This is a genomic window from Candidatus Termitispirillum reticulitermitis, assembly GCF_054655775.1.
This window is the reverse complement of record NZ_BAAIHG010000008.1, coordinates 1-21,502: the sequence shown is the minus strand read 5'-3', so window position 1 is coordinate 21,502 and position 21,502 is coordinate 1. Positions and strand designations below refer to the sequence as shown.

23 protein-coding genes and 1 pseudogene are annotated in these 21,502 nt (G+C 44.5%); 20 read left to right on the top strand and 4 right to left on the bottom strand.

Annotated features, from left to right (window positions below):
• The first annotated feature begins 2 nt into the window (after nt 1-2).
• Together AC1MDJ_RS01950 and cbiD are read left to right on the top strand one after the other, a co-directional pair.
• Entirely contained in the window at nt 3-1,154 is a 1,152-nt protein-coding gene (locus AC1MDJ_RS01950) for an ATP-binding cassette domain-containing protein (RefSeq protein WP_479689271.1), read from the top strand.
• Nucleotides 1,126-2,166, top strand: coding sequence for a cobalt-precorrin-5B (C(1))-methyltransferase CbiD (gene cbiD, locus AC1MDJ_RS01945; protein WP_479689270.1), 1,041 nt, complete (start codon nt 1,126-1,128; stop codon nt 2,164-2,166). Before AC1MDJ_RS01950 ends, cbiD begins: the two co-directional genes overlap by 29 nt.
• Before the next feature lie 12 nt (nt 2,167-2,178).
• Here cbiD and AC1MDJ_RS01940 read toward each other — a convergent pair whose 3' ends face one another.
• The gene (locus AC1MDJ_RS01940) at nt 2,179-2,922 is read right to left on the bottom strand and encodes an FkbM family methyltransferase (protein WP_479689269.1); all 744 of its coding nucleotides are present in this window, start codon (nt 2,920-2,922) and stop codon (nt 2,179-2,181) included.
• Between the two features lie 287 nt (nt 2,923-3,209).
• On the opposite strand from AC1MDJ_RS01940, the gene secA reads away from it, so the two are divergent.
• From secA to AC1MDJ_RS01895, 9 genes are all read left to right on the top strand, one after another.
• Nucleotides 3,210-5,777, top strand: coding sequence for a preprotein translocase subunit SecA (gene secA, locus AC1MDJ_RS01935; RefSeq protein WP_479689289.1), 2,568 nt, complete (start codon nt 3,210-3,212; stop codon nt 5,775-5,777).
• Nucleotides 5,778-5,947: 170 nt separating this feature from the next.
• Entirely contained in the window at nt 5,948-7,129 is a 1,182-nt protein-coding gene (locus AC1MDJ_RS01930; RefSeq protein ID WP_479689268.1) for an FTR1 family iron permease, read from the top strand.
• 43 nt (nt 7,130-7,172) lie between these two features.
• Entirely contained in the window at nt 7,173-7,742 is a 570-nt protein-coding gene (locus AC1MDJ_RS01925; RefSeq protein ID WP_479689267.1) for an iron transporter, read from the top strand.
• A 9-nt stretch (nt 7,743-7,751) separates the two neighbouring features.
• Complete coding sequence (locus AC1MDJ_RS01920; protein WP_479689266.1) at nt 7,752-9,035, top strand: Fe-S-containing protein; 1,284 nt, start codon at nt 7,752-7,754, stop codon at nt 9,033-9,035.
• 2 nt (nt 9,036-9,037) lie between these two features.
• Nucleotides 9,038-10,282 (top strand): ABC transporter permease, encoded by a 1,245-nt coding sequence (locus tag AC1MDJ_RS01915; RefSeq protein ID WP_479689265.1) that lies wholly within the window; start codon nt 9,038-9,040, stop codon nt 10,280-10,282.
• Nucleotides 10,272-11,441, top strand: coding sequence for an ABC transporter permease (locus tag AC1MDJ_RS01910; RefSeq protein ID WP_479689264.1), 1,170 nt, complete (start codon nt 10,272-10,274; stop codon nt 11,439-11,441). The genes AC1MDJ_RS01915 and AC1MDJ_RS01910 overlap by 11 nt, the downstream gene beginning before the upstream one ends.
• 1 nt (nt 11,442) lies before the next feature.
• The gene (locus AC1MDJ_RS01905) at nt 11,443-12,153 is read left to right on the top strand and encodes an ABC transporter ATP-binding protein (RefSeq protein ID WP_479689263.1); all 711 of its coding nucleotides are present in this window, start codon (nt 11,443-11,445) and stop codon (nt 12,151-12,153) included.
• Nucleotides 12,146-12,835: a hypothetical protein gene (locus AC1MDJ_RS01900; RefSeq protein ID WP_479689262.1), complete on the top strand. Its 690-nt coding sequence runs from the start codon at nt 12,146-12,148 to the stop codon at nt 12,833-12,835. Before AC1MDJ_RS01905 ends, AC1MDJ_RS01900 begins: the two co-directional genes overlap by 8 nt.
• 170 nt (nt 12,836-13,005) lie before the next feature.
• On the top strand, nt 13,006-13,398 hold the full coding sequence (locus AC1MDJ_RS01895; RefSeq protein WP_479689261.1) for a type II toxin-antitoxin system HicB family antitoxin: 393 nt from the start codon (nt 13,006-13,008) through the stop codon (nt 13,396-13,398).
• A gap of 32 nt (nt 13,399-13,430) precedes the next feature.
• Here AC1MDJ_RS01895 and AC1MDJ_RS01890 read toward each other — a convergent pair whose 3' ends face one another.
• Entirely contained in the window at nt 13,431-13,757 is a 327-nt protein-coding gene (locus AC1MDJ_RS01890; protein ID WP_479689260.1) for a helix-turn-helix domain-containing protein, read from the bottom strand.
• Between the two features lie 161 nt (nt 13,758-13,918).
• On the opposite strand from AC1MDJ_RS01890, the gene AC1MDJ_RS01885 reads away from it, so the two are divergent.
• From AC1MDJ_RS01885 to AC1MDJ_RS01865, 5 genes are all read left to right on the top strand, one after another.
• Nucleotides 13,919-14,962 carry a hypothetical protein gene (locus AC1MDJ_RS01885; protein WP_479689259.1) on the top strand — a complete coding sequence of 348 codons (1,044 nt, stop codon included), beginning with the start codon at nt 13,919-13,921 and terminating at the stop codon, nt 14,960-14,962.
• A 79-nt stretch (nt 14,963-15,041) separates the two neighbouring features.
• Nucleotides 15,042-15,794, top strand: coding sequence for a hypothetical protein (locus AC1MDJ_RS01880; RefSeq protein WP_479689258.1), 753 nt, complete (start codon nt 15,042-15,044; stop codon nt 15,792-15,794).
• 122 nt (nt 15,795-15,916) lie between these two features.
• Nucleotides 15,917-16,138, top strand: a complete 222-nt coding sequence (locus tag AC1MDJ_RS01875) for a hypothetical protein (RefSeq protein WP_479689257.1) — start codon at nt 15,917-15,919, stop codon at nt 16,136-16,138.
• On the top strand, nt 16,128-16,406 hold the full coding sequence (locus AC1MDJ_RS01870; protein ID WP_479689288.1) for a Txe/YoeB family addiction module toxin: 279 nt from the start codon (nt 16,128-16,130) through the stop codon (nt 16,404-16,406). Before AC1MDJ_RS01875 ends, AC1MDJ_RS01870 begins: the two co-directional genes overlap by 11 nt.
• A 214-nt stretch (nt 16,407-16,620) precedes the next feature.
• Entirely contained in the window at nt 16,621-16,752 is a 132-nt protein-coding gene (locus AC1MDJ_RS01865; protein WP_479689256.1) for a hypothetical protein, read from the top strand.
• A 69-nt stretch (nt 16,753-16,821) separates the two neighbouring features.
• Here the strand turns inward: AC1MDJ_RS01865 and AC1MDJ_RS01860 are convergent, their stop codons facing one another.
• Nucleotides 16,822-17,103, bottom strand: a complete 282-nt coding sequence (locus tag AC1MDJ_RS01860; protein ID WP_479689255.1) for a hypothetical protein — start codon at nt 17,101-17,103, stop codon at nt 16,822-16,824.
• A 169-nt stretch (nt 17,104-17,272) separates the two neighbouring features.
• Nucleotides 17,273-17,836 (bottom strand): annotated as a pseudogene (locus AC1MDJ_RS01855) (peptidylprolyl isomerase); the annotation flags it as partial.
• Nucleotides 17,837-17,875: 39 nt separating this feature from the next.
• Between AC1MDJ_RS01855 and queA the strand changes: the two are divergent.
• The 4 genes from queA to AC1MDJ_RS01835 are packed head-to-tail and all read left to right on the top strand — an operon-like array spanning nt 17,876 to nt 21,439.
• Nucleotides 17,876-18,931, top strand: coding sequence for a tRNA preQ1(34) S-adenosylmethionine ribosyltransferase-isomerase QueA (queA, locus tag AC1MDJ_RS01850; RefSeq protein ID WP_479689254.1), 1,056 nt, complete (start codon nt 17,876-17,878; stop codon nt 18,929-18,931).
• Nucleotides 18,932-18,978: 47 nt separating this feature from the next.
• Complete coding sequence (locus AC1MDJ_RS01845; protein WP_479689253.1) at nt 18,979-19,950, top strand: energy-coupling factor ABC transporter permease; 972 nt, start codon at nt 18,979-18,981, stop codon at nt 19,948-19,950.
• Nucleotides 19,950-20,726 carry an energy-coupling factor transporter transmembrane component T family protein gene (locus AC1MDJ_RS01840; protein ID WP_479689252.1) on the top strand — a complete coding sequence of 259 codons (777 nt, stop codon included), beginning with the start codon at nt 19,950-19,952 and terminating at the stop codon, nt 20,724-20,726. The genes AC1MDJ_RS01845 and AC1MDJ_RS01840 overlap by 1 nt, the downstream gene beginning before the upstream one ends.
• Nucleotides 20,723-21,439: an energy-coupling factor ABC transporter ATP-binding protein gene (locus AC1MDJ_RS01835; RefSeq protein ID WP_479689251.1), complete on the top strand. Its 717-nt coding sequence runs from the start codon at nt 20,723-20,725 to the stop codon at nt 21,437-21,439. Before AC1MDJ_RS01840 ends, AC1MDJ_RS01835 begins: the two co-directional genes overlap by 4 nt.
• Nucleotides 21,440-21,502: the final 63 nt, after the last annotated feature.

Sequence of the window (21,502 nt, the reverse complement as noted above, 5' to 3'; positions counted from 1 at the left end):
TTATGGCAGGCATTACCCTAAGTGTAGAGGACGCATCGTTTTCTTTTTCAGATGGACAGATTACTAGCCTGCCAAATATCAATGCAAGCTTTGGACGGATACTGCTTGTTAAGGGGGTAATCGGTTCTGGTAAAACACTATTATTGAAAGCACTTGCGAACATTTATCAACCAAAAACTGGAAAGCTTGCCTTACTAGATGCCGCTGGGGAGAAGCTCCCATCCTGCTTTATCAATTCACAACCAGAGTTTAACTTCATAACCAATAGTGTGAAAGACGAATTAGACCTAGTTGGTGCCGATAAGACACCCTTTGCCGAGTATGTCGGGCGAGGCATTAACGAACTATCGGGCGGTGAGCAGAAAAAGCTAGCTGTGAGAATTGCTATGCAGCTACCTAATACTAGTGTGCTGTTGCTTGATGAGCCACTAGATATGGTAGATGATGTTGAAAGTGAGCTGTTGGCAAGCTACATATATGAAGTATCTAAAAATAAGCCCGTGATTATCGCTACGCATGACAAACACTTTGACAAAATGGCAGATGAAATAATAACACTAGGGGACACTCCGCAAACCAATCCAATTCTGCCTGCTAGACAAAGGCGGTGCATTACAGAGTTAGCTTTGGTGTCGCTTGCCCCTATTGCCCTATCAGTAGGAAATGGCGAACTTGTCTGCATTTATGGCAGGAACGGTAGTGGCAAGACGTTGTTCGTAAAGGGTATTGCAGGGATAGGCATTCGGGGATATAAGTCTTCCCACGAATGGTTTGTGCCTCGTGGTGAGCGCGGCTTCTGTCTGCAATTTCCAGAGCAGATGGCGTTCCACAATACGATTACTGAAGAGATTGCCGATTGGACGGGAATAAATAGAGCAAGTGAGGTGCTGGATATGCTCGGCTGGCAGGGACGTGGGAATGTATCGCCATTTGCACTCAGCGACGGGGAGAGACGCATTATGTTTATGTTTGCAATGCTAGCGGCAAAACACGTATGCGTATTTGATGAGCCGTTTGCGGGCTTTGATGCTCATAGCCGTGCGGTCGTAGCAAGCCGCTTTTATGACTTCTGCAACGCTGGCGACAGTATCCTATACACAGCAAACCGCAGAGCGGATACGTTCTATGCCAATAAAATCATTGAACTCAAATAAAAACCTAACCGAGAGACGCACTGGCTGGACTACAGGCACAACGGCTACGGCAGCAACTGTTGCAACGGTGTTAGATATGCTCACAGGCGAAACGCCTGATGTGGTGAGTGTAGAACTGCCCGCAGGTGAAGTGCTGGAAATACCCATAATAGTGCGTTCAGGCAAGATAGGGGCACTCAAAGACGCTGGCGGGGATGTTGATGCCACTGACGGAGTGTTTATATATGCTAACATCAGCAAGTTAGAGGATGAAAAGTTTATAATAGAGGGTGGCGATGGAGTCGGCAGGGTCACAAAACGTGGCTTATCAGTGCCTGTAGGACAGGCGGCAATCAACCCCGCACCTAGAAAAATGATAGAATATAATGTTAGGAAATTTTACCCTACTGGCGGATTAAAGGTAGTGATAAGTGCAGAAAATGGAGCTGAAATTGCAAAAAAAACCTTTAATGAGCGACTTGGCATAGTAGGGGGCATATCAATACTGGGCACAACGGGTTTTGTGGAGTATAAGAGCGAACGGGCGTTAATAGATTCTATTAAACGTGAGATAGACGTGGTGTGTGCTGAGGGTGCAGAATATGTATGGCTTGTGCCCGGGCATATCGGCGAAAACGCACTAAAGAAAGTGCTTTCTGATAAATTAAATAAGACGTTTATAGTGCAGATGAGCAATTTTGCTGGGGAGAGTCTGACTTATATGCGCGAAAAGGGTTATAAGAGCATAGGGCTTGCGGGGCATGCGGGCAAATTGGCTAAACTTGCTATGGGCTACCCTGACACGCACTCTGCACGTTCCCCACAGGCAAATGAATATGTGCAAAAACTATTTGGTTTAGAACGCCATATAAACACCATTGAAGAGGTGTCCACGCCTGAATATGCCAACCAGTTCCAGCTACTAGCCTGCGAAATTGCAACTAGGGTGAGACAAGATTATGGCTTTACTGGCGTGAATGTGCGGCTTTTCAACATGGAGGCACTCCTGTTATCCACAAGTGCAGAAAGCTAGCACACACAGTATCTACGGGTGCTTATCCCAATATGATTTGGAGATATATTGACTAACGTATTTTTCTAGTGCCTCTACGTCTCCATGCTGACCATGTAGCTCGCCTAATATGCAAGCACATTTGCGCAAGTGCTGTTCTTTTGTGTTATAGAGTATCTCATACTCTGCACCCTCGCAATCTATCTTTAGCAGGGCACATTTGTTTATATTGTTCTCTTCAAAGATTTTATCAAGCGTTGTGGACGGCACATCGCCACCAGAAGTATCTGATGTTGACTTAGGTGTAAAAATATTAGACCCGCCACTATTCTGTAGCATTGTTGATATATGCACATCTCTGCTGTCCTTTGTGACAGCTTTATTGAATAGCGTGATGATGCCGTCAGGGATATTGTTGAGCTTGATATTTTTCAGAAAGTTTTCATAGTTGCGCTTTGTTGGCTCATAAGCGTATATTTTGATATTTGGGTGCTTTTTAGCTAAATACATAGACACTGTGCCGATGTTGCCGCCTATGTCTATGATGCAGTCGCCATCGTTAAACTCCATGCCAGCCACGTTGCTATTTGCGCCCACACCTCTATTAAACTCACTTATTATAAACTCTACAGCCCTTGACGTAAGCACATCGTAAAATTGAAATTTAGTGCCTAACAGCACAACATCGTTTAGAAAATCTCTATCTCCGCCCATCTTAATAAACATCTGCTCTAACACGTAAAGACGTTCGCTTATATTACATATTTCTGGTCTCATATACGCAACACTAGGCAATACCTTACGTTCAAGCAGCCTATAAACTGGGCTGAGCCTATATATCTTATGACGAAACTCTTTTAGAACATCAAAGAAGCTGGCACAGTTCTTGCTGTGTGTGTGTGTGTGTGTGTGTTACTGATACATTTGTCTGACATTTGCAATCTCCTATATAGATATTAAATTTGCAAAGTGGATGATACACAATTATCTATAAGATGTCAAATACTTTTTCAAGAAAAACTGATGTTGACAAAACATAGTTTGGCTGGTATCTTCTCTGTATGATATTTGCTGATATATTCGGGAAAATTTTTGGCTCTTGGTATGACAGGTATCTAAAGAAGCTATCCCCTATCGTTGAACAAATCAATTTGCTGGAAAGCTCCATATCTGCTATGACAGACACAGAACTCTACGCCTCCACTGCTCGCTTTAGACAGCGACTAGGTGCGGGGGAAACGCTTGACGACATACTGCCTGAAGCTTTTGCCGTTGTGCGTGAAACTTCGCAACGCGTGCTTGGTATGCGTCACTTTGATGTGCAACTGCTGGGTGGTTATGTGCTCCACAAGGGGCAAATCTCTGAGATGAGGACAGGTGAGGGCAAAACGCTTGTGGCGACACTTGCGCTATATCTGAATGCACTAGAGGAGAAAGGGGCGCACCTTGTTACCGTGAATGACTATCTAGCTAAGCGTGATGCTGTCTGGATGGGTGCAATATATATGAAACTTGGTTTGAATGTGGGTATAATTCAGAATAACGCATCTAAAAAGCTAATCTGGGAAGATGAATCTGCAGGAAAGATTGCTACTGTTGACTGCCCACGCAAGGAATCTTACGAATGCGATATTACCTACGGCACAAATAATGAGTTTGGTTTTGATTACCTGCGCGACAATATGAAGTTTGAGGCGGAAACTTACGTACAGCGCGCCCTGCACTATGCTATTGTTGATGAAGTGGATAGTATCTTGATAGATGAAGCGCGCACCCCGCTAATAATAAGCGGTGCAATGGAAGACGCCGTTGACAAATACTATACTATCAATAACGTTGTCAAAAACTTAAAAATTGATAGACACTACACCATTGATGAAAAGGCGCGTTCAGCAGCACTGAATGATGAGGGTATAAACTACGTAGAGGCTGCATTAAAGGTCGGCAATATCTTTGACGTGGCGAATGTTGACACTTTGCACTTTGTGAACAATGCTCTTAGGGCGCACGCGATATTTAAGCTAGACGTTGACTATATGCTGAAAGACGGGCAAGTTATAATAGTAGATGAGTTCACTGGTCGCCCTATGACGGGTAGACGCTTTTCGGACGGGCTTCATCAGGCACTAGAGGCTAAAGAAAATGTGCGTATTCAGAACGAAAATCAAACGCTAGCCTCTATTACGTTCCAAAACTATTTCAGAATGTATAAAAAACTCGCAGGTATGACAGGCACTGCGCTCACTGAGGCGCAGGAGTTCCGCGAGATATATGGGCTAGACGTAGTGCCTATCCCCACACATAGACAGATGATTCGCATAGATGCACCTGACCTAATCTATCGCACGGCAGAAGAGAAATATGTCGCTATTGCAAAAGATGTAAAGAGGCTTTATGAGAAAGGACAACCTGTGCTAGTTGGCACGGTGTCTGTTGAAAAATCAGAGTTGTTGAGCAAGCGTCTTACAAAGTTAAAGATACCGCATGAGGTTCTGAATGCTAAGAATCACGAACGTGAGGCACTTATCGTTGAGAAAGCGGGGCAACAGCAAGCTGTGACGATTGCGACAAATATGGCTGGGCGTGGCACAGATATAAAGTTGGGCGAAGGGGTATTGGAGCGTGGCGGATTGTATATATTAGGCACAGAGCGACACGAATCGCGCCGTATTGACAACCAGTTGCGTGGACGTTCTGGCAGGCAAGGCGACCCCGGTGAGAGCAGATTTTATTTGAGTCTTGAAGATGACTTGATGAGGATTTTCGGTGCCGAGCGCATTAAGGGGATGCTCGGAAAGCTAGGTATGGACGACGGCGAGCCTATAGAGCATAATCTTATATCTAGGGCTATTGAGGGTGCACAAAAGAAAGTTGAGGCGATGCACTTTGAAGTCCGCAAACATCTGCTGAAATACGACAATGTAGCAAACCAGCAGCGTGTTATTATATACGGGCTACGCCGTGAGATATTGTCAGGCGAGGCTACAGACAATATATTTAGAGAATTTGCTGAGGGTTTCGCCGAGTCGCTGTATGGTGTGCATATAGCAGCTGCTAAAGATGATGATAACTTTAACAACGAACTTCAAACTATATTTGATGAAAAGGCTGACCTGCAAAATGCTAGAGTTGACAAGGCAGAAACATACAAAGAAGCAGTTTTAACGCTATTTGACAGAAAATTTGCCATAAGGAAATCGGAGCTGGCTGAGCATTACAAAGACGTTTCGCGCTATGTGTTGATTACCGTGATAGATTCCCGCTGGAAGGAGCACCTGTTGCACATGGACTATCTGCGTGACAGTGTGGGTTTGCGCGGCTATGGACAGAAAGACCCGTTAATTGAGTATCAACGGGAATCGTTTGCGATATTTTCTGATATGTATAGCTGTATAGAGCGTGAGGTGTTGGGGCTACTCATGCACGTCCATGTGCGTGAACATGGGGAAAGTTTGCCCGTTAAACGTGTTCAGAGCGCAACACGTGAAGAGCGCAAGAACGTATTTTCTGAAAATGGCAACGGGGAGCCGCAAGTCAAGACGCCTGTTCGCAGAGCTATGCCTAAGGTAGGCAGGAACGACCCATGCCCGTGCGGTAGTGGCAAGAAATACAAAAACTGCCACGGGCAGTAGGGATAAATTTGCTTTTACTTCGTTTTGCCTACGTCTCCTTGTCTCTTAAAAAAGTTATATCAAGCTAATATTTTCCCTTGACAACCTTGAAATATCGTATTAGATTGTTTGGGAATAAAAAGTTATACTAGACTAACTTTATTATTAAAGAATATTATTTAGGGGTATTTATGCGCCGATTTTTAATGTTGCTCTTATTATTAGTTGCCTTGCCACTGAATGTAGTAGCGAAGGAATATGAAAGTTGGGGTGAGATAGTTGACGATATTGCGGTTGTGCTTGAATCCGCTGGCGAAGCCTACAAAGCAAGGGATATTGACGGGGCTATGGCAGCTGTCAATAGTGCCTACTTTGACTATTACGAGGTGTTGGGCTTTGAGCGCGCTGTGATGTCGTATATATCGGGCAAGCGTGCCTCTGTTGTAGAGTATCAGTTCACGACTATCAAGAGTGCCATTAGTGCCGCTAAAGCTGATAGCGTTGTGCGGACAGAGATAAACACCCTTATCAAGTATCTGCAAGAGGATGCGGGCAGGCTAGATGGCAGAGAAGTGAGTGCATTTGGCACATTTATGACATCGCTTTTAATCGTTATGCGTGAGGGGATAGAGGCGATACTAGTAATAGCGGCTATTATAGCGTATTTAGTGCGTGCAGGCTACAAAAGTAAGGTAAAAACTGTGTATATCAGCTCTGTAGTGGCGATATTGGCAAGTGTTGCTATGGCGTATATTATAAACACTGCGCTTGCAACGAGTGGCGCATCTAAAGAGCTACTAGAAGGGGTGGCTATGCTGCTTGCCGTTGTAGTGCTATTCTTTGTCAGCAACTGGATGGTGTCAAAGTCTGAAACAGAGGCTTGGAAAGGGTATATTCAGGGCAAGGTTCAAGGCTCTGTTAGCACGGGTAGCGGGCTTGCGCTTGCAGGGGCAGCGTTTTTAGCGGTGTTCCGTGAGGGCGCAGAGACGATACTGTTCTATCAAGCACTATTTGCGGACTCTGGTGGGCAGTCAAAAATGGTCTTTTTAGGTTTATTTGTGGGATTAGTTTTACTTGTGGTGGTCTTTTTAGTTATCCGATACGGCTCTTTGCGTCTGCCACTTAAGCCATTCTTTATAGGCACTAGCATTTTAATGTATGTAATGTGCATTGTTTTCACTGGTGGTGGCATCAAGGAGTTGCAAGGGGCTAATGTGGTGAGCATGACACCGGTAAGCTATGTTAGAACAATAGACCTGCTCGGCATTTATCCCACTATGGAGACGTTAGTTCCGCAGGCAGTTTTAGTCTTGCTGGCTATTTTCTCATACCTTTATTATAAAAATAAAGCAAACAAGGCTATAATAGAATAATATGCGCATATTATAATAAATGTTTTTTAGGAGGTTTTGATTTATGTTGCGATTTTTAAGCGGATTGTTTGTAGTAGCTGTTATGGTGATAGCACCTATGAATGCTAGCGCGCAAAAAGCACCTAGTCCTAGTGCTGCGCCGAAAGGATTTCAAGAGTTCCCACTAGGTGAGGAGTATGACAATGGTCCCCTGCACATCTCGGCTGTTTATTTTCAACCTGTAGATATGTTGCCTGTGGGCAAGAGCCTACCAGCGGCGCAGTCTGATATGCACCTTGAGGCGGATATTAGTGCGCGTGCGAACAATAATCTAGGCTATGGCGCAGGCGACTTCGTTCCGGGTCTAACAGTCCGCTACACCATTACAAAGAATGGCAGTCCATTCAAGCTAAGCGGCACGTTTATGCCGATGAATGCTAGCGATGGTCCGCACTATGGAGCGAATATCAAGCTAGACGGGGCTGGACGCTACAAGGTGACAATCGCTATTGAAAGTCCAGAAAAGCAAGGCTATCTGTTGCACGTGGATAGAACTACTGGTGTGACTGGCAGATACTGGACTAAACCTATTGAGGCTAGCTGGACACTTCATTTTGTGCCACGCAAGTGGTAAAATAGTCAGATGTTATTGTCTCTGATAAATGTGACTAATACCCTGATGCCCCCGCTACTGCTGGTGGCACTGTTTCTTGCTGTTATTCATTCGGAGGCGGGGCATCGGGATTTATTTGCTACTAGTAGGCATCACCATCATTCTGCGAACAAGCATGGACTGTTTATGAAAATAGCGACAAGACGTGTAACTCTGTTTGGTATTAAACTAGCACTGCTATTTGCCATATTGCACACATTCACCCGTTTTTCGCTCGTCCGCGAATATTACGATTTAGCAGTTATGATTCCGCTAATATTATCAGAACTTGCTATTGCTACGGGACTTTTATCAAGCAGAGGTATAAGACACGGGGCTGTGCACATCTTTTTCCTGTTCCTTGCGGCATATTATCTGCCCGATATATTTATGTTCCCTGTGGAGTTTGCCTCTGACCTAGACAGCGTATTTAGCAGTGCATATATGCTACGCATATTGGGCTATATAATAGCCCTTGTTGTTATCAGGTGGGCAGCCTATTCGCTCTACAGGGCATCTGTGAACTTGTCTGACAGGGCGGTGCTTGTCGTCTTTTTGTCAGCACTTGTTATATTAATGTTCAAGCAACTTTTATCGCTCGTCTATATCTTACTGGGACAGGGCTTCTTGTCTATGGATGGCTTTATAATGGCTATGGCAATGCTTTTTAGCAGTATAGAGGGATTATTTTTCATAGCAATTGTTGCATTGGGGGTAGTAGCATCGCTCATTGCACTGCATGGCATGCGCGGACGCGTCTTTAATGGTGCTAACCCTGCAGAAGTGCGTAAAAAGGTAGCCGCAAGTGCGCTTGCTGCTCGCTGGTGCAGAACGTCCTGTGTGTTCCTTTTAATAGGCGGTTTCTTTGTGGTAGGTTGTTCCTACCTAAACAATAAAGAGGTTATGATATCGCCCCCTGTGGCTATTGAGGCTATAGATGGGCAGCTTATCATACCGCTGGAAGAGCTTGAGGATATGCACCTGCACAGATACAGCTATACTACTGCAAATGGCGTTCAGGTGCACTTTATCGTGATTAAAAAGCCTAAATCTGGCTATGGCGTAGGGCTTGATGCTTGCGAAGTGTGCGGGATAGCTGGCTATTACGAGCGGAGCGGGCAAATAATCTGCAAGATGTGTGATGTTGTTATGAATATCTCCACCATAGGACTTGCGGGTGGGTGCAATCCAGTTCCTTTTAAGTTCACCATAGCAGATGGTAAGCTAGTCATAGATGTTGATATGCTTATTGAACATGAATATAGGTTTTCGTAATTATGTTTTTTAGGGCATTATTTGCGGCACTTATGCGCAGGAACCGTTCCCTTGCAATGCTCGCCCTGACTATGGCACTTGGGGTGTCGCTTGCTACTGCTATGTTGAATGTGATGTTTGATATGGGCGACAAAATCAATCAAGAGTTAAAGGCTTATGGGGCAAACCTGACCGTTATGCCTAAAACTTCTTCAATATTAGCAGACCTTTACAATGCTGGCGACACAAAGGCTAATCAATATCTGCCTTATGATGATGTTTTTAGGGTAAAAGAGATATTCTGGGCGCACAATATAGTAGATTTTGCCCCATTTTTAGACACTAATATAACTATTGGTAGTGAAGACGTGCCACTAATAGGCACATGGTTTGCCCGTCATATAGATTTGCCCACTGGTGATAGCGTAGATGCTGGTATTGTAGGGCTTAAATCTTGGTGGAGCGTATCTGGGCGGTTGCCTGATGACAATAACAGTGAAGTTGCACTAGGCAAGCGTCTAGCAAATAAACTAGACTTAAATATAGGTGCTCAACTCGGCGACTTGCTTATTGTAGGGATAATAGATTCTGGCGATAGCGATTCAGACAAGGCTTTCGCTCCGATAGAGATTGTCGGCAAATTAACAAACAACGTTGGACGTATTAGCTATATATCGGTGAGTGCGTTAACGACCCCTGAAAACGAGCTTTCTCGCAGGGCAGCAACCGACCCGCGCAGTCTGACGACTACAGAGTGGGACACGTGGTATTGCACAGCGTATATCAGTGCTATAGCATATCAGCTAGAGGAGGTGTTGCCGCAAGCTAGGGTTAAACAGGTGATGCAAGTATCGCAATCTGAGGGGGCAATATTATCAAAAATACAACTTTTAATGCTATTGCTAACTATTTTAAGCCTCTTATGCTCCGTGCTTGGTATATCAAACCTTGTTACTGCTAATGTACTGGAGCGTAGCACAGAGCTGGCACTATTGAAGGCACTTGGAGCGAATGATTTTCAGGTATCTATGGCGGTATTTGTTGAGGTGCTGTCGGCTACATTTGCTGGCGGACTGGTCGGCTACGGACTGGGGCTAATATTTGCGCAAATTGTGGGGCAGTCGGTGTTTGGTATGTGGACTGAACCAAAGCTAGTAGTTATTCCGCTGGTTGTGGCGATGACATTAGTTGTAACGCTTTTCGGCTCACTGCCAGCAAGCAAGATGATTCTAAAACTGCACCCCGCAGAGGTGTTGCATGGACGCTAAACGCAGGCATACTCACCATAATCATCACCATGCACATCATAGCCATGCTAGGCACTCCGCATGTGCTGGACGTACTAAGCGCGGCAGGCAGTTCAAGTTCGTATTTTCAATGCTCATCAGCTCCTTAATGCGGCGTTTCGGGCGAATGCTTGTGGCACTGCTGGCAATATCAGTGGGAGCAACCGTTCTTTATGGAATGGTAGCTATCTATTACGATATGCCACGCCAGCTAGGGCGTGAGTTTCGCTCCTACGGTGCCAATATGGTGATAGAAAACATTAGCGAAGCTGAACTTGATGCAGCACTCGCTAAACTGCCACCGCTAAGCATTGTTGGAATAACGCCCTACAAATATAGTTCTGTTAGTATGAACAGCTTGCCGATTACCCTTGTTCAGACTGATTTTTCGCAGGTGCAACAGACTAATCCATATTGGCAGTTCACAGGCAGACTGCCTAGAGCGGCAAACGAAATAGTGCTAGGTAGTGATGTGGCAGAATATATGTTGCTAAATATAGTTGATATAGTTGACTTGCCTGAGCTTGGACGCAGCGTTGGGGTAGTGGGCATCGTGAAGACTGGCGGCGTTGAGGACGGATTCGTATATGCTATGCTTGGGGACAACTGGACGGCTGATATTGTGGAGTTAAGCATTGTTGCCCAGTCTGACGAGCTGGAAAAAATCAGCACACAGCTCATGCAAGCCGCACCAAATATTACCCCGCAGCTGGTGAAACGTGTTGCCCAGTCTGAAACGGTTGTCCTTGACAAACTGCAAGCACTTGTCTATCTAGTCACCATTATAGTGTTAGCACTTACTATGATATGTGTGGCGACTACGATGATGGCGATTGTTATGGAGCGCAAAAATGAGATTGGACTTAAAAAGGCACTCGGGGCAAAAAATATAAACGTAATGATGGAGTTTTTAGGGGAGAGTGCATTATTAGGGCTAGCGGGTGGTTTGCTGGGTAGTATTCTAGGGCAAGTCTTTGCTTATGCCGTAGCTATGAGTATCTTCGGACGGGCAATAGGCACATATCCCTTGCTAATACTAGCAACATTGTTATCATCAATGCTTATAGCTATTATAGCTTCGCTTTTGCCCGCCCGCATAGCAATAAAGATAGAACCTGCTATAGTGTTGAAAGGGGAATAATATGAATATGTTGGAATTAAAAGGTGTTTCAGTGCTATATGGTAGCGATGTTCAGGCACTCTATAACGTTAATTTAGAGGTCAAGGCGGGACAGTGGCTTGCCATAATGGGACCATCAGGCTCAGGCAAAACTACTATGATGAACATTATAGGCTGTATGGCTAAACCTACCAGTGGTTCTGTCATACTAGACGGACAAGACACCTCAAAGGGCAGTGAGGCTGACCTAACGGCGGTGCGCCGTGATAAGATAGGGCTTATATTTCAGCAGTTTCATTTAGTATCATATCTAACTGCACTTGAAAACGTTATGCTAGCGCAGTATTATCACAGTATGGTCGGCGAGGCTGAGGCTTTTGCCGCCCTTGAGCGCGTAGGGCTAGGTGCGCGGGTGCACCACCTGCCGAGTCAGCTATCAGGCGGCGAACAGCAACGTGTGTGCATTGCACGGGCACTTATAAACTACCCGAAACTGATACTGGCAGACGAGCCGACTGGCAACCTAGACGAAACTAATGAAGATTTAGTGATGGATATATTCAAGCATTTGCATAGCACCGGCAGCACCCTTGTAGTGGTAACACATTCTCCAGAGGTGGCATCTTATGCGGATAGAATGGCAGTTTTAGAACACGGCAGGGTGGTTGAGGTCACAGACCCGCCGCCATTTGAACACAAAGGTAGCAGACGGAGGCGCAGCATATATGGATGAAGTTAAATCTGATATATTTGATAAGCTATTAACGGTGCATAAGCTACTAGTTGTAGGCGTATGCGTGGTGCTTGCACTCGTTTCATTTTTTGTCCTAGCACCGTTTTTATCTGGCGCAGATTCTTATCAGGGTTTGCAAGACTTTCTGACAGCTAGGCTTGCTGTAGCTGGACTATTCGGTGCACTTGCAACTGCCGCATCAACTATCAGTGACGTGTTTGCCACATTTGCACGGCTCTTTCTAGCGGCATCAGTTGCGCTCAGCTTGGAAAAGATTCTGTTGCTCTTTGGGGGCAAGCTGGCATTCAAGTTTATTATCCCCGTTGCACTTTTGGCTCTCACCATAGCGGTGTGGACGGCTAGCAGACGGTTCGCAAAAATTGCCGCATCGCTTGTTCTAGTGGGGGTGTTTGCAGCAGTGGGTGTGCCTGTATCGGTGGCGGTATCCCAAGCGGTGCATAATAACATTATGGTAGCTGAATATGAGACTGCCCAGTCGGAGCTTGAACAATATGACGGCATTACTGGAAAGGCTAGGTTTTTATTAGATATATCTAAACGCGGGGTTGAGTATATCTCTGCCCAGTTTGTAAATGCAGTGGTGTCGTTCGTCCTAACGGCACTTATAATACCATTACTCACGCTATGGCTAGTTTGGAAGTTTCTGAAAACGTTGTTTTAGCCTCAAAAGGGTTTAGTTCTCACGTTCTCGCTTGTTTTGGATAAGGGACATAGAAATAAATCCTTGTTTTTACACAAAATAGTGTGTATAATACCAATATGAACGGCAAAGAGCTGATAGCACGCTTAATAAGCTGCTAAAACAAGCGGGACTTAAATAGGGGGTAGTATATGGAAAGTTTGATATATCCAGCAATATTTGAACCTGACAATGGGGCGGTGTCCGTGTCGTTCCCTGATTTGCAGGGCTGTATCAGCTATGGCGACAATGCCGAACACGCTTATGAAATGGCAAAAGAAGCCTTAGGCGGCTATATGGCATCACACCTTGAATACTACCCTGCACCAAAAGCCACCCCCGTTTCAGACTTGAAACTAAAAAAAAGCGAATTCGCAATGTTGGTAGAGGTTGAACCCATATATTTACAGGAACTTAATAGAAAATCTGTGCGTATAAACGCCTCTATACCTGCTTGGTTGAAGATTGCAGCTGAAAAGAACGGGGTAAATGTATCACAAACGCTACAAAGAGCATTAAAGGCAGAACTAGATTACGCTAACTAAATAATTGTTCTAACCTCAAAAGGGGTTAGCTCTCACGTTCTCGCTTGTTTCTGGCGTATTTGCAGTTTGATAATGTTTGCGGCGTTGGCAAGCTCCCGCTCTATAATCTGGTCAACTACACTCAATATATTGGTATCAGCTGATTTCTCCATAGTGCTGTAAAACATTGCAGAGGCTGACACCCCCAACGTGCGGGTGATTTTCTCCAACAACTCGGCAGACATAAAAACGTGTCCGCACTCTATATGACTTAAATGTTGCGGCGTTACGTCTATCCGTTCTGCTAGTTCCTCTTGCGATAGCTTGCTCTGCTTGCGGTAATTCTTTAAGTTCCTACCAAAGACTTTCTTTATACTCATACTAAAATAATATATTCACTTGCTACCTAATAACAATGCATTATAAATATAATTTTTTATAAAATTAGTCTTTTAACATTAAATTTTCCTTGACAACTAAACTCTAAAGATATAATATCGGAAAAAATGTAATCTTAAATGATTTTTTATGGAGGATTGCTGTGCAAGACATAAGGGAAAGGCTGAAACGTTTCGTGGTGGAGGAGATTAACCCAAGGCTTGACGACCAGAGCATTGTGGTTACTATAGATAAAAACGAGGGACAGACAAAAGCGGTTCTAATTGAGCCATTTTTGAAAATGTTGGGTTACGATGAGGTAAAAGATATTCATCGTGAAGCTAACGCAAGCTATGGCAAGAAGAAGGATATGAGAGCCGATTACACTGTGTCTATGGATGGGCGTGAAAGCATTCTTGTTGAATGTAAGGCGTTCGGGAAAAATCTTGATAACGAAGAATTTGAGACTCAACTGTCCAAATACTATAACGGCTTGTGTGGCAAAGGGAAGAAAACTGTAGCCATACTTACAAACGGCAAAAAATATAGGCTCTATATGGATACAAAAACTACGAATGTGCTTGACGTCGAACCATACTATCAGTTTGATATAACTGGTAATGTGAGTGCTGAACATATTGAGCATATACGGCTGTTATGCAAAGATAGTTTTGATATAGACAAGATACGTAAACTTGCTGAACAAGAAAAGCAGGTTGCCACTATACGTTCATTTATAGAAAAGGAACTTGAAAAGCCCGAAAAACTTACAAACTGGACACTAGACGAGCTGGACAAACAAAAAACCAAAAACAACCGTGAACTTTATGAGCCTCTAGTAAAAAAGGCATTGGAACAAGTCTTTAGCAAAAAAGCCGAAAACCTGTCAACCCCTGCTGATAGCAATGACGAGGAGCAAAAAGAACGTAAACAAGCTACTGACAGCAAAAAAAGACCTAAGACTACGTTCAAAATGCTGGGTCTTAAAGAGGGCGACGAGCTGACCTGTACGCGCAAACCTGATATTAAATGTAAGGTTGTGAGCGTTGAACGTAACAAGGTTAAGTATAAGGGGAAAGAACACTCCCTTTCTGGTCTGGCAACAATATTATTGGAATATGGGAAAGGCATTATCGGTAGCGGTTTCAACTGTTTTTCTTACAACGGGAAAATATTATCGGATATACGTAAGGAAAAAGGGCTTTGATATCCGTTATTGGCACAATCGGTGCAGTTCTAGGACGTAAGTTTGACAGAGGTAACAAGTGAAAATATTTAGTTTATTTTTGGTTTTAGTTTTTAGTTCTACTGTCGCAAGTGCGGAAAACTATGATTACTTTTGGGCGGATAATCAGGGTAAGGATAAACATGGTATTGTTAATGTTACCCTCTACAAGGGGGAGCTTGACAGGCAACGAGATTATATGAAGCTGGATGACCAAATACATGTTTGGCGGATAATGCCAGATGGTAGAGGTTTTTTATTTGTCAGCATCCTGTTATCTAATGGCAGGTATATATTTCCAATGGCGCATTTATTTGCTCCGCAGGCAGGGCAAAGCCATACATTTGGCTTGTTTAGTAATTCATTAGAACATCCTGAATTGCTTTATACATACACCAAAGAAGGCTTTATACTGTCGGGTGCTAACCTACGCGCATTTCCCGTAAATAAGCAATGCAAGTTGAGCGGCGAGATAGAAGGTCCCAACGGTGGCAAAATGCTGTTCGTTAATGGTGTCACCAAAAATAAAGCCACTATTTATACAAAGGAAGATTGGGCGAAAGTGCGGGCTATGCCGAAAGGTGAACTTCGTTCTGGTATAGAAGCAATGATGATTAGTTTTGAGGCTAGTGCTGGCAATATAATGCAAGACTTCGTAGATAGTGCCATAGCAAAGGCAGAAGCAAAAGTAGCCATATATTGGCAAGTTTCTGTTGATAATGACTGGTCGCCCGCTGAAAATCCACAAGAACTAATGCTTGTGCGTGATACGGAGACTGGCGAGATAACTAACCTGTGGAGCTATGGACAATAATGAATTACATCAGCATTATGCTCTGGTATGGAGGTGGCAAGTTCACAGACTCCCAAGGGCGATATATAGTCAGCCGTTGACAATAGCATTTGAGTCTGCTACATTAAATCACGGAGGGCATTATGACTGCACGTGAAATGATTAAGAGCGAAATTGATTTATTGCCTGAAGCTATTGTGGTGCAGGTGGGGGACTACATTTCTTTTCAGAAGTATAGGCTGGCAACCTCTGACGATACGACTTATCTAAATTCAATCCCAGATATGATGAACTCTATAAAAGAGGGCAACGCAACCCCGTTGTCTGAATGTGTTGACGTATCAAAGATATGGGCTGATGTATAAACTTGTGCTCACGCAACAAGCAGCTAAAGATGCTACTAAGTCAGAGCAAGCAGGTTTGAAACCTAAAGTAGTCTCATTGTTGCATATCTTGAAAGAAAACCCATTTCAAAATCCACCGCCTTATGAAAAACTCAAAGGATTGGATAGCACCTATTCCAGACGTATCAATAGGCAACATCGCCTAGTATACCAGCTTTTACCTAGTGATGGAGGCACATCTTTCAAGGGTGTTATAAAGATAATTAGAATGTGGACGCACTACGAATAAAACGTGCCTAGTGGGCGTGTCTTCCTGTCTACAATAGGCTATGGAGGAATTATTAAATAATCGTCCCTTATTGTCCCATAAGCACCCTTTAGGGTTTGTCTCGTTGGTGGTGTCTGTGTATAATCATTATGTGCTTGGGGAAGGATACGCTATCTGGTTGAAATAAAGCTATAGCGGTCTGACAATTTGCAACTGATTTAATGACAACACCAATATGCTAGCGTTGGGTTCTGTTGTTGGTTCTGAGGTTGCACGGAAAAAAGTTGTTAGATTATCGGGTTTCGTATCGCCTGATTGCACCTTGGTAAAAGATATTCCATTTTTTATTACTGGTTTTAAGGGTTAGTTAGAGATTAAAAGGTGTTTTCAAGCTCCGATGGGGAGGAGAGAAATATCCAATGGTCTCTGACTGCCCTTAGAAAACCATTATATCCTTGCCTGTTTCGTTAAGTGCCACAGGGCTATTAGCGGATAACGTCTTTACTAGCCCGATACTGATTTTAATAGTATGAACATCCTTTTCCAGATAATCAATACGACCTTCGTGTAGCGGAATTATCTTGAGCATAGTGGTCGCCCATTCTTTTATAGTGCCAGCCCTAAATATTATCCAACCCACGCCAGCGATGGCAACTATCAACGTGACGGCACTTGCGACAACAGGCAACCACTCTTTTATAAGATTGAGAGTATTCATACCTCCACCCTACATCAAAGATATTTAGCTGTCAACCCCTATTCTTTGCCTTTCTGCCAGCTTTACTAGCGACTTGCTTCTTTTTCTTGTCAGTTGCTTTCTTAGACGACACTTTTTTATCCGCTGCGGGCTTATCTTGGGTAGCTGGCTTAGTAGCTGGTGCATTGAACTGCAGCGTTGCCTCTATTATTTCAACTGTCTTTGTCGGCACGTCTTGGTGCATACCCTTATTGCCTGTTTGCACTTGCGCAATTTTATTCACCACATCCATGCCAGCAATCACCTTGCCGAACACTGCATAGCCTATACCCTGCATAGTGTTGTTTTGGTAGTCTAAAAATGAATTATTGTTGACGTTTATAAAAAACTGCGAGGTAGCAGAGTCTGGCACATTCGTGCGCGCCATAGCTACCGTGCCAATAGCATTCCTCAGCCCATTAGCAGCTTCGTTCTTTATCGGCGGCTTTTGCCCAGACTTTTCCACCATATCAACGGTCATTCCGCCACCCTGTATCATAAACCCAGGGATTACACGATGAAAAATCGTTCCACTATAATAGCCCGCTTTCACGTAGTCAGTGAAGTTCTTAACAGTTATAGGAGCTTTATCGGGATATAACTCCAATACGATATTCCCATAGTTAGTTTTCAGCGTGACAAAAGTCGCCGCATTAGCAGTCACCGCAGCCATAAGGCATACCCCCAAAATCACAAATATTATACGTTTCATAATAGATTATTTACGCTGAATATGCTAAAAAGTCAAGCTATTATGAGCAATGATTATGAATATGATTTAGACGCTTTAACCAGCTACGATTACGAGCTGCCCGATGAGCTGATTGCACAGACGCCACCCGACACACGCGGTGCGTCCCGCTTATTGCACATAAACAAGACTGCCGGTGTTCTTGCAGATAAACAATTTTCTGATATAGTCAATCTGCTTGATGACAGCTATTTTCTGGTAGTGAACGATACGCGCGTTTTGCCCGCAAGGTTGCCCGCCCATAAACAAACTGGGGGACGAACAGAAGTTTTTGCGCTAGAAACCAGCCATAATGGAGATATTTACAGCGCGCTAGCCCTTGTTCGCGGGCATTTTGCGACAGGCACCCACATCAAGATAGGCGCTACTAATATTATAGAACTGACAGAGCAACAACCAGACGGCAGCTGGCTTATCCGCTCGCAGATACCTATAAATGAACTAATCAGAATGTATGGGACGATTCCCCTGCCACCTTACATCCGCCGCACGGCTACCGATGATGACCGCCTGCGCTACCAGACCATATATGCTGCACAGGACGGCTCAGTTGCGGCACCTACGGCAGGACTACACTTCACAGATGATATTATAGCCGCCCTAACAGCCAGAGGTGTGAGCATAAAACATATAACGCTACACGTTGGCATCGGCACATTCCGTCCAATCAAGACTGAAAGACTTTCAGAACACACAATGCACAGGGAATATTACAGCATAGATGAGCACACAGCTAGCGAAATAAATGCGTTAAAGCGTAGCGGCAAGCAGCTAATAGCCGTAGGCACTACGTCCGTTAGGGCACTGGAATCTGCCACTGACGAACGGGGCGTAGTTCAGGCGACTGATAGGGGTAGCACTGATATATTTATCAAACAGGGTTACAAGTTTAAGGTGGTGGACGGAATGCTCACCAATTTTCATCTGCCTAAATCAAGCCTCATAGTGCTGGTTTCCGCACTAGTGAGCTACAAGCTGTGTATGAGTGCCTATAAACACGCCGTTAATAAGCACTATCGTTTCTTCAGCTATGGGGATGCAATGCTAATTATGCCTTGACTTATCAGCTCTCAATAACTATAATACATTGTAAGAGAGGTGAACTCATGCATATGGCAGACGCATTGCTTTCTGCTGAAGTCGGTGGCATTGTAGCCGTTGTCGGTGCTGGTGCTATAGGCTACTCCGCTTCCAAGCTGAAGAGAGCGAAAAATATTGACAGGCTAATCCCCCTTATGGGTGTGATGGGCGCATTTGTATTTGCAGGACAGATGTTGAATTTCACTATACCGGGCACAGGCTCTAGCGGGCATATCGGAGGGGGGCTACTCCTGTCGGCACTGCTGGGACCTTACGCCGCACTAATCACCATCGCCTCTATTTTAGTTGTTCAATGCTTATTTTTTGCAGATGGTGGCTTGCTGGCACTGGGCTGCAACATATTCAATATGGGCGTTATCCCCGCATTCATCGCCTATCCGCTAATATACAAGCCACTTGTATCACGTAGTGTAAATGTGCGCAGACTCTCTATCGCCTCATTTATAGCCGTTGTGGTTGGTTTGCAGCTTGGGGCGTTCGGCGTAGTGCTTGAAACTAGCGCATCTCGCATTGCCGAGCTACCATTAGTCGCATTTGTGCTACTAATGCAACCTATACACCTAGCCATAGGTGTAGGCGAAGGGCTTGCTACAGCGGCAGTGCTCTCATTTATATACGGGAGCCGTCCAGAGCTAATATTTGCCAGTTTAGATAATAAAGAGGTTAATATCCCCGTTAGGGGCGTAGTTGTTGCACTTGCCGTAGCAGCCGTCTTAATGGCGGGCGGGCTATCGCTGGTTGCTAGTCAATACCCCGATGGGCTTGAATGGGCAATAGAAAGGAGCACGGGCGGCTCTGACATTGAGGTGGCTGGTCCCGTTCATAGCCTTGTGGCGAACGTGCAAGCAAAGAGTGCCTTTATGCCCGACTACGACTCAAAGTTTGCAGGTATTGTAGGCGGGCTTATTACCCTTGTGCTTGCAACATCTGCAGGGCTGGTTATAGCACGGCTAGCTAGGTGGCACAAGAAGGTGTAATGCAGGCTCACATAGACAGTGTTGCGGGAGAAATCCGTTATTTAGACGAGCTTGCACGTGCAGATAGCCCCATACATAGGCTGTCTGCTATGAGCAAGCTCATTACAACGCTTGTCTATGTGGTAAGCGTAATATCGGTTGATAGATATAACATCAGCGGACTTATCCCGTTCGCTACATATCCGATAGTCATAGCAACACTTTCAGATACGCCGTTCAGGGTATTGTTGCCACGTTTAGCCGTCCCGTTTGTCATATTTGCAGGACTATCAACATTATTATTCAATCGCGATATTTATGGGCTAACCATAAGCTCATCAATTATCATAAAGAGCCTGCTTACTGTATCGTCAGTTGTATTATTGATTGCTACAACACCTATCTATGCTATCTCAACGCAACTTTCACGCCTAAAAGTGCCACAAATATTTACTATGGCTATGCTTATGACTTATCGCTATGTATTGGTATTGCTTGACGAGGTGGCACTGGCGAGCACAGCATATCGTCTGCGCTCCCCTGCTAAAAATAAGGGTATAGCTTTACGCGATATAGGCTCTTTCTTAGGACAGTTGCTCTTGCGCAGTCTAGGACGTGCTGAGCGAGTCTATGCCGCTATGAAGTGTCGTGCTTTTGACGGCACATTCCGTTACAAGACAATAGATAATCCATCGGAAATACGCTACATCGTGCCAGTATGCCTTGCTATAATATTATTGCGTATTACTAATATCTCACTATTAGTAGGCAATCTGTTTTTGGGCTTTGCTAGATGATAGTGGCGAAAAACCTATCAGTTATATATCCCGACTGCGTTTATGCGCTGGATGGGGTGAGCTTTAATATCGCAGAGGGCGAGCACGTAGCGATAGTTGGTGCAAACGGGGCGGGTAAATCTACGCTGTTACTTGCTATGGTGGGCATAGTTCGGCTGAGCAGCGGTGAACTGCGGGTCGGCGACATTGAATTATCGGATAAAAATTTGCCGCTTATACGTGAGAAGCTCGGTTTGCTATTTCAGAACCCAGACGACCAGCTATTTATGCCTACTATCTACGATGATGTCGCTTTCGGCTTGCAGAATAGAAAGGTAGATGCTCACGAGGTGAGCGAGCGTGTGAACAGCACCCTTGAAACGTTGAACATTGCGCACCTGTCCGCAAAGCAACCTATGCGACTATCGGGCGGGGAAAAGCGCATTGCTGCACTAGCAACCATTATAGCTATGGAGCCTCAGTTATTGCTAATGGACGAGCCAAGCTCCTACCTAGACCCAGCCGCCAGAGAAACTTTAATAGCTCTCTTGAAAGGGTTGCCACATGCACAGCTAATCGCCACGCACGATTTAGACCTAGCCCTTGATGTGTGTAGCAGGGTGCTGGTGCTGACACATGGCAAGCTGGCTATAATGGGTGATGCACAGGAAATATTAACGGATAAGAAAATGTTAGAATCTTGCGGATTGAGGCTACCTTTGAGTATTCGTTAAAAAGCTATTAAAAATCTGTTAGTTATTGTCTTGACAGTAGCCGTAAAAAATGAAAATATCTAT

Excerpts from the sequence above, each read along its gene's own strand:
- AC1MDJ_RS01860 (WP_479689255.1), bottom strand. The coding sequence starts at position 17,103 with ATGAATACTCTCAATCTTATAAAAGAGTGGTTGCCTGTTGTCGCAAGT.
- AC1MDJ_RS01875 (WP_479689257.1), top strand. The coding sequence starts at position 15,917 with ATGACTGCACGTGAAATGATTAAGAGCGAAATTGATTTATTGCCTGAA.
- AC1MDJ_RS01930 (WP_479689268.1), top strand. The coding sequence starts at position 5,948 with ATGCGCCGATTTTTAATGTTGCTCTTATTATTAGTTGCCTTGCCACTG.
- AC1MDJ_RS01920 (WP_479689266.1), top strand. The coding sequence starts at position 7,752 with ATGTTATTGTCTCTGATAAATGTGACTAATACCCTGATGCCCCCGCTA.
- AC1MDJ_RS01890 (WP_479689260.1), bottom strand. The coding sequence starts at position 13,757 with ATGAGTATAAAGAAAGTCTTTGGTAGGAACTTAAAGAATTACCGCAAG.
- queA (WP_479689254.1), top strand. The coding sequence starts at position 17,876 with ATGAGCAATGATTATGAATATGATTTAGACGCTTTAACCAGCTACGAT.
- AC1MDJ_RS01835 (WP_479689251.1), top strand. The coding sequence starts at position 20,723 with ATGATAGTGGCGAAAAACCTATCAGTTATATATCCCGACTGCGTTTAT.
- AC1MDJ_RS01865 (WP_479689256.1), top strand. The coding sequence starts at position 16,621 with ATGCTAGCGTTGGGTTCTGTTGTTGGTTCTGAGGTTGCACGGAAAAAA.
- AC1MDJ_RS01950 (WP_479689271.1), top strand. The coding sequence starts at position 3 with ATGGCAGGCATTACCCTAAGTGTAGAGGACGCATCGTTTTCTTTTTCA.
- AC1MDJ_RS01845 (WP_479689253.1), top strand. The coding sequence starts at position 18,979 with ATGCATATGGCAGACGCATTGCTTTCTGCTGAAGTCGGTGGCATTGTA.
- AC1MDJ_RS01905 (WP_479689263.1), top strand. The coding sequence starts at position 11,443 with ATGAATATGTTGGAATTAAAAGGTGTTTCAGTGCTATATGGTAGCGAT.
- AC1MDJ_RS01925 (WP_479689267.1), top strand. The coding sequence starts at position 7,173 with ATGTTGCGATTTTTAAGCGGATTGTTTGTAGTAGCTGTTATGGTGATA.
- AC1MDJ_RS01895 (WP_479689261.1), top strand. The coding sequence starts at position 13,006 with ATGGAAAGTTTGATATATCCAGCAATATTTGAACCTGACAATGGGGCG.
- AC1MDJ_RS01910 (WP_479689264.1), top strand. The coding sequence starts at position 10,272 with ATGGACGCTAAACGCAGGCATACTCACCATAATCATCACCATGCACAT.
- AC1MDJ_RS01940 (WP_479689269.1), bottom strand. The coding sequence starts at position 2,922 with ATGAGACCAGAAATATGTAATATAAGCGAACGTCTTTACGTGTTAGAG.
- AC1MDJ_RS01900 (WP_479689262.1), top strand. The coding sequence starts at position 12,146 with ATGGATGAAGTTAAATCTGATATATTTGATAAGCTATTAACGGTGCAT.
- AC1MDJ_RS01915 (WP_479689265.1), top strand. The coding sequence starts at position 9,038 with ATGTTTTTTAGGGCATTATTTGCGGCACTTATGCGCAGGAACCGTTCC.
- AC1MDJ_RS01840 (WP_479689252.1), top strand. The coding sequence starts at position 19,950 with ATGCAGGCTCACATAGACAGTGTTGCGGGAGAAATCCGTTATTTAGAC.
- cbiD (WP_479689270.1), top strand. The coding sequence starts at position 1,126 with ATGCCAATAAAATCATTGAACTCAAATAAAAACCTAACCGAGAGACGC.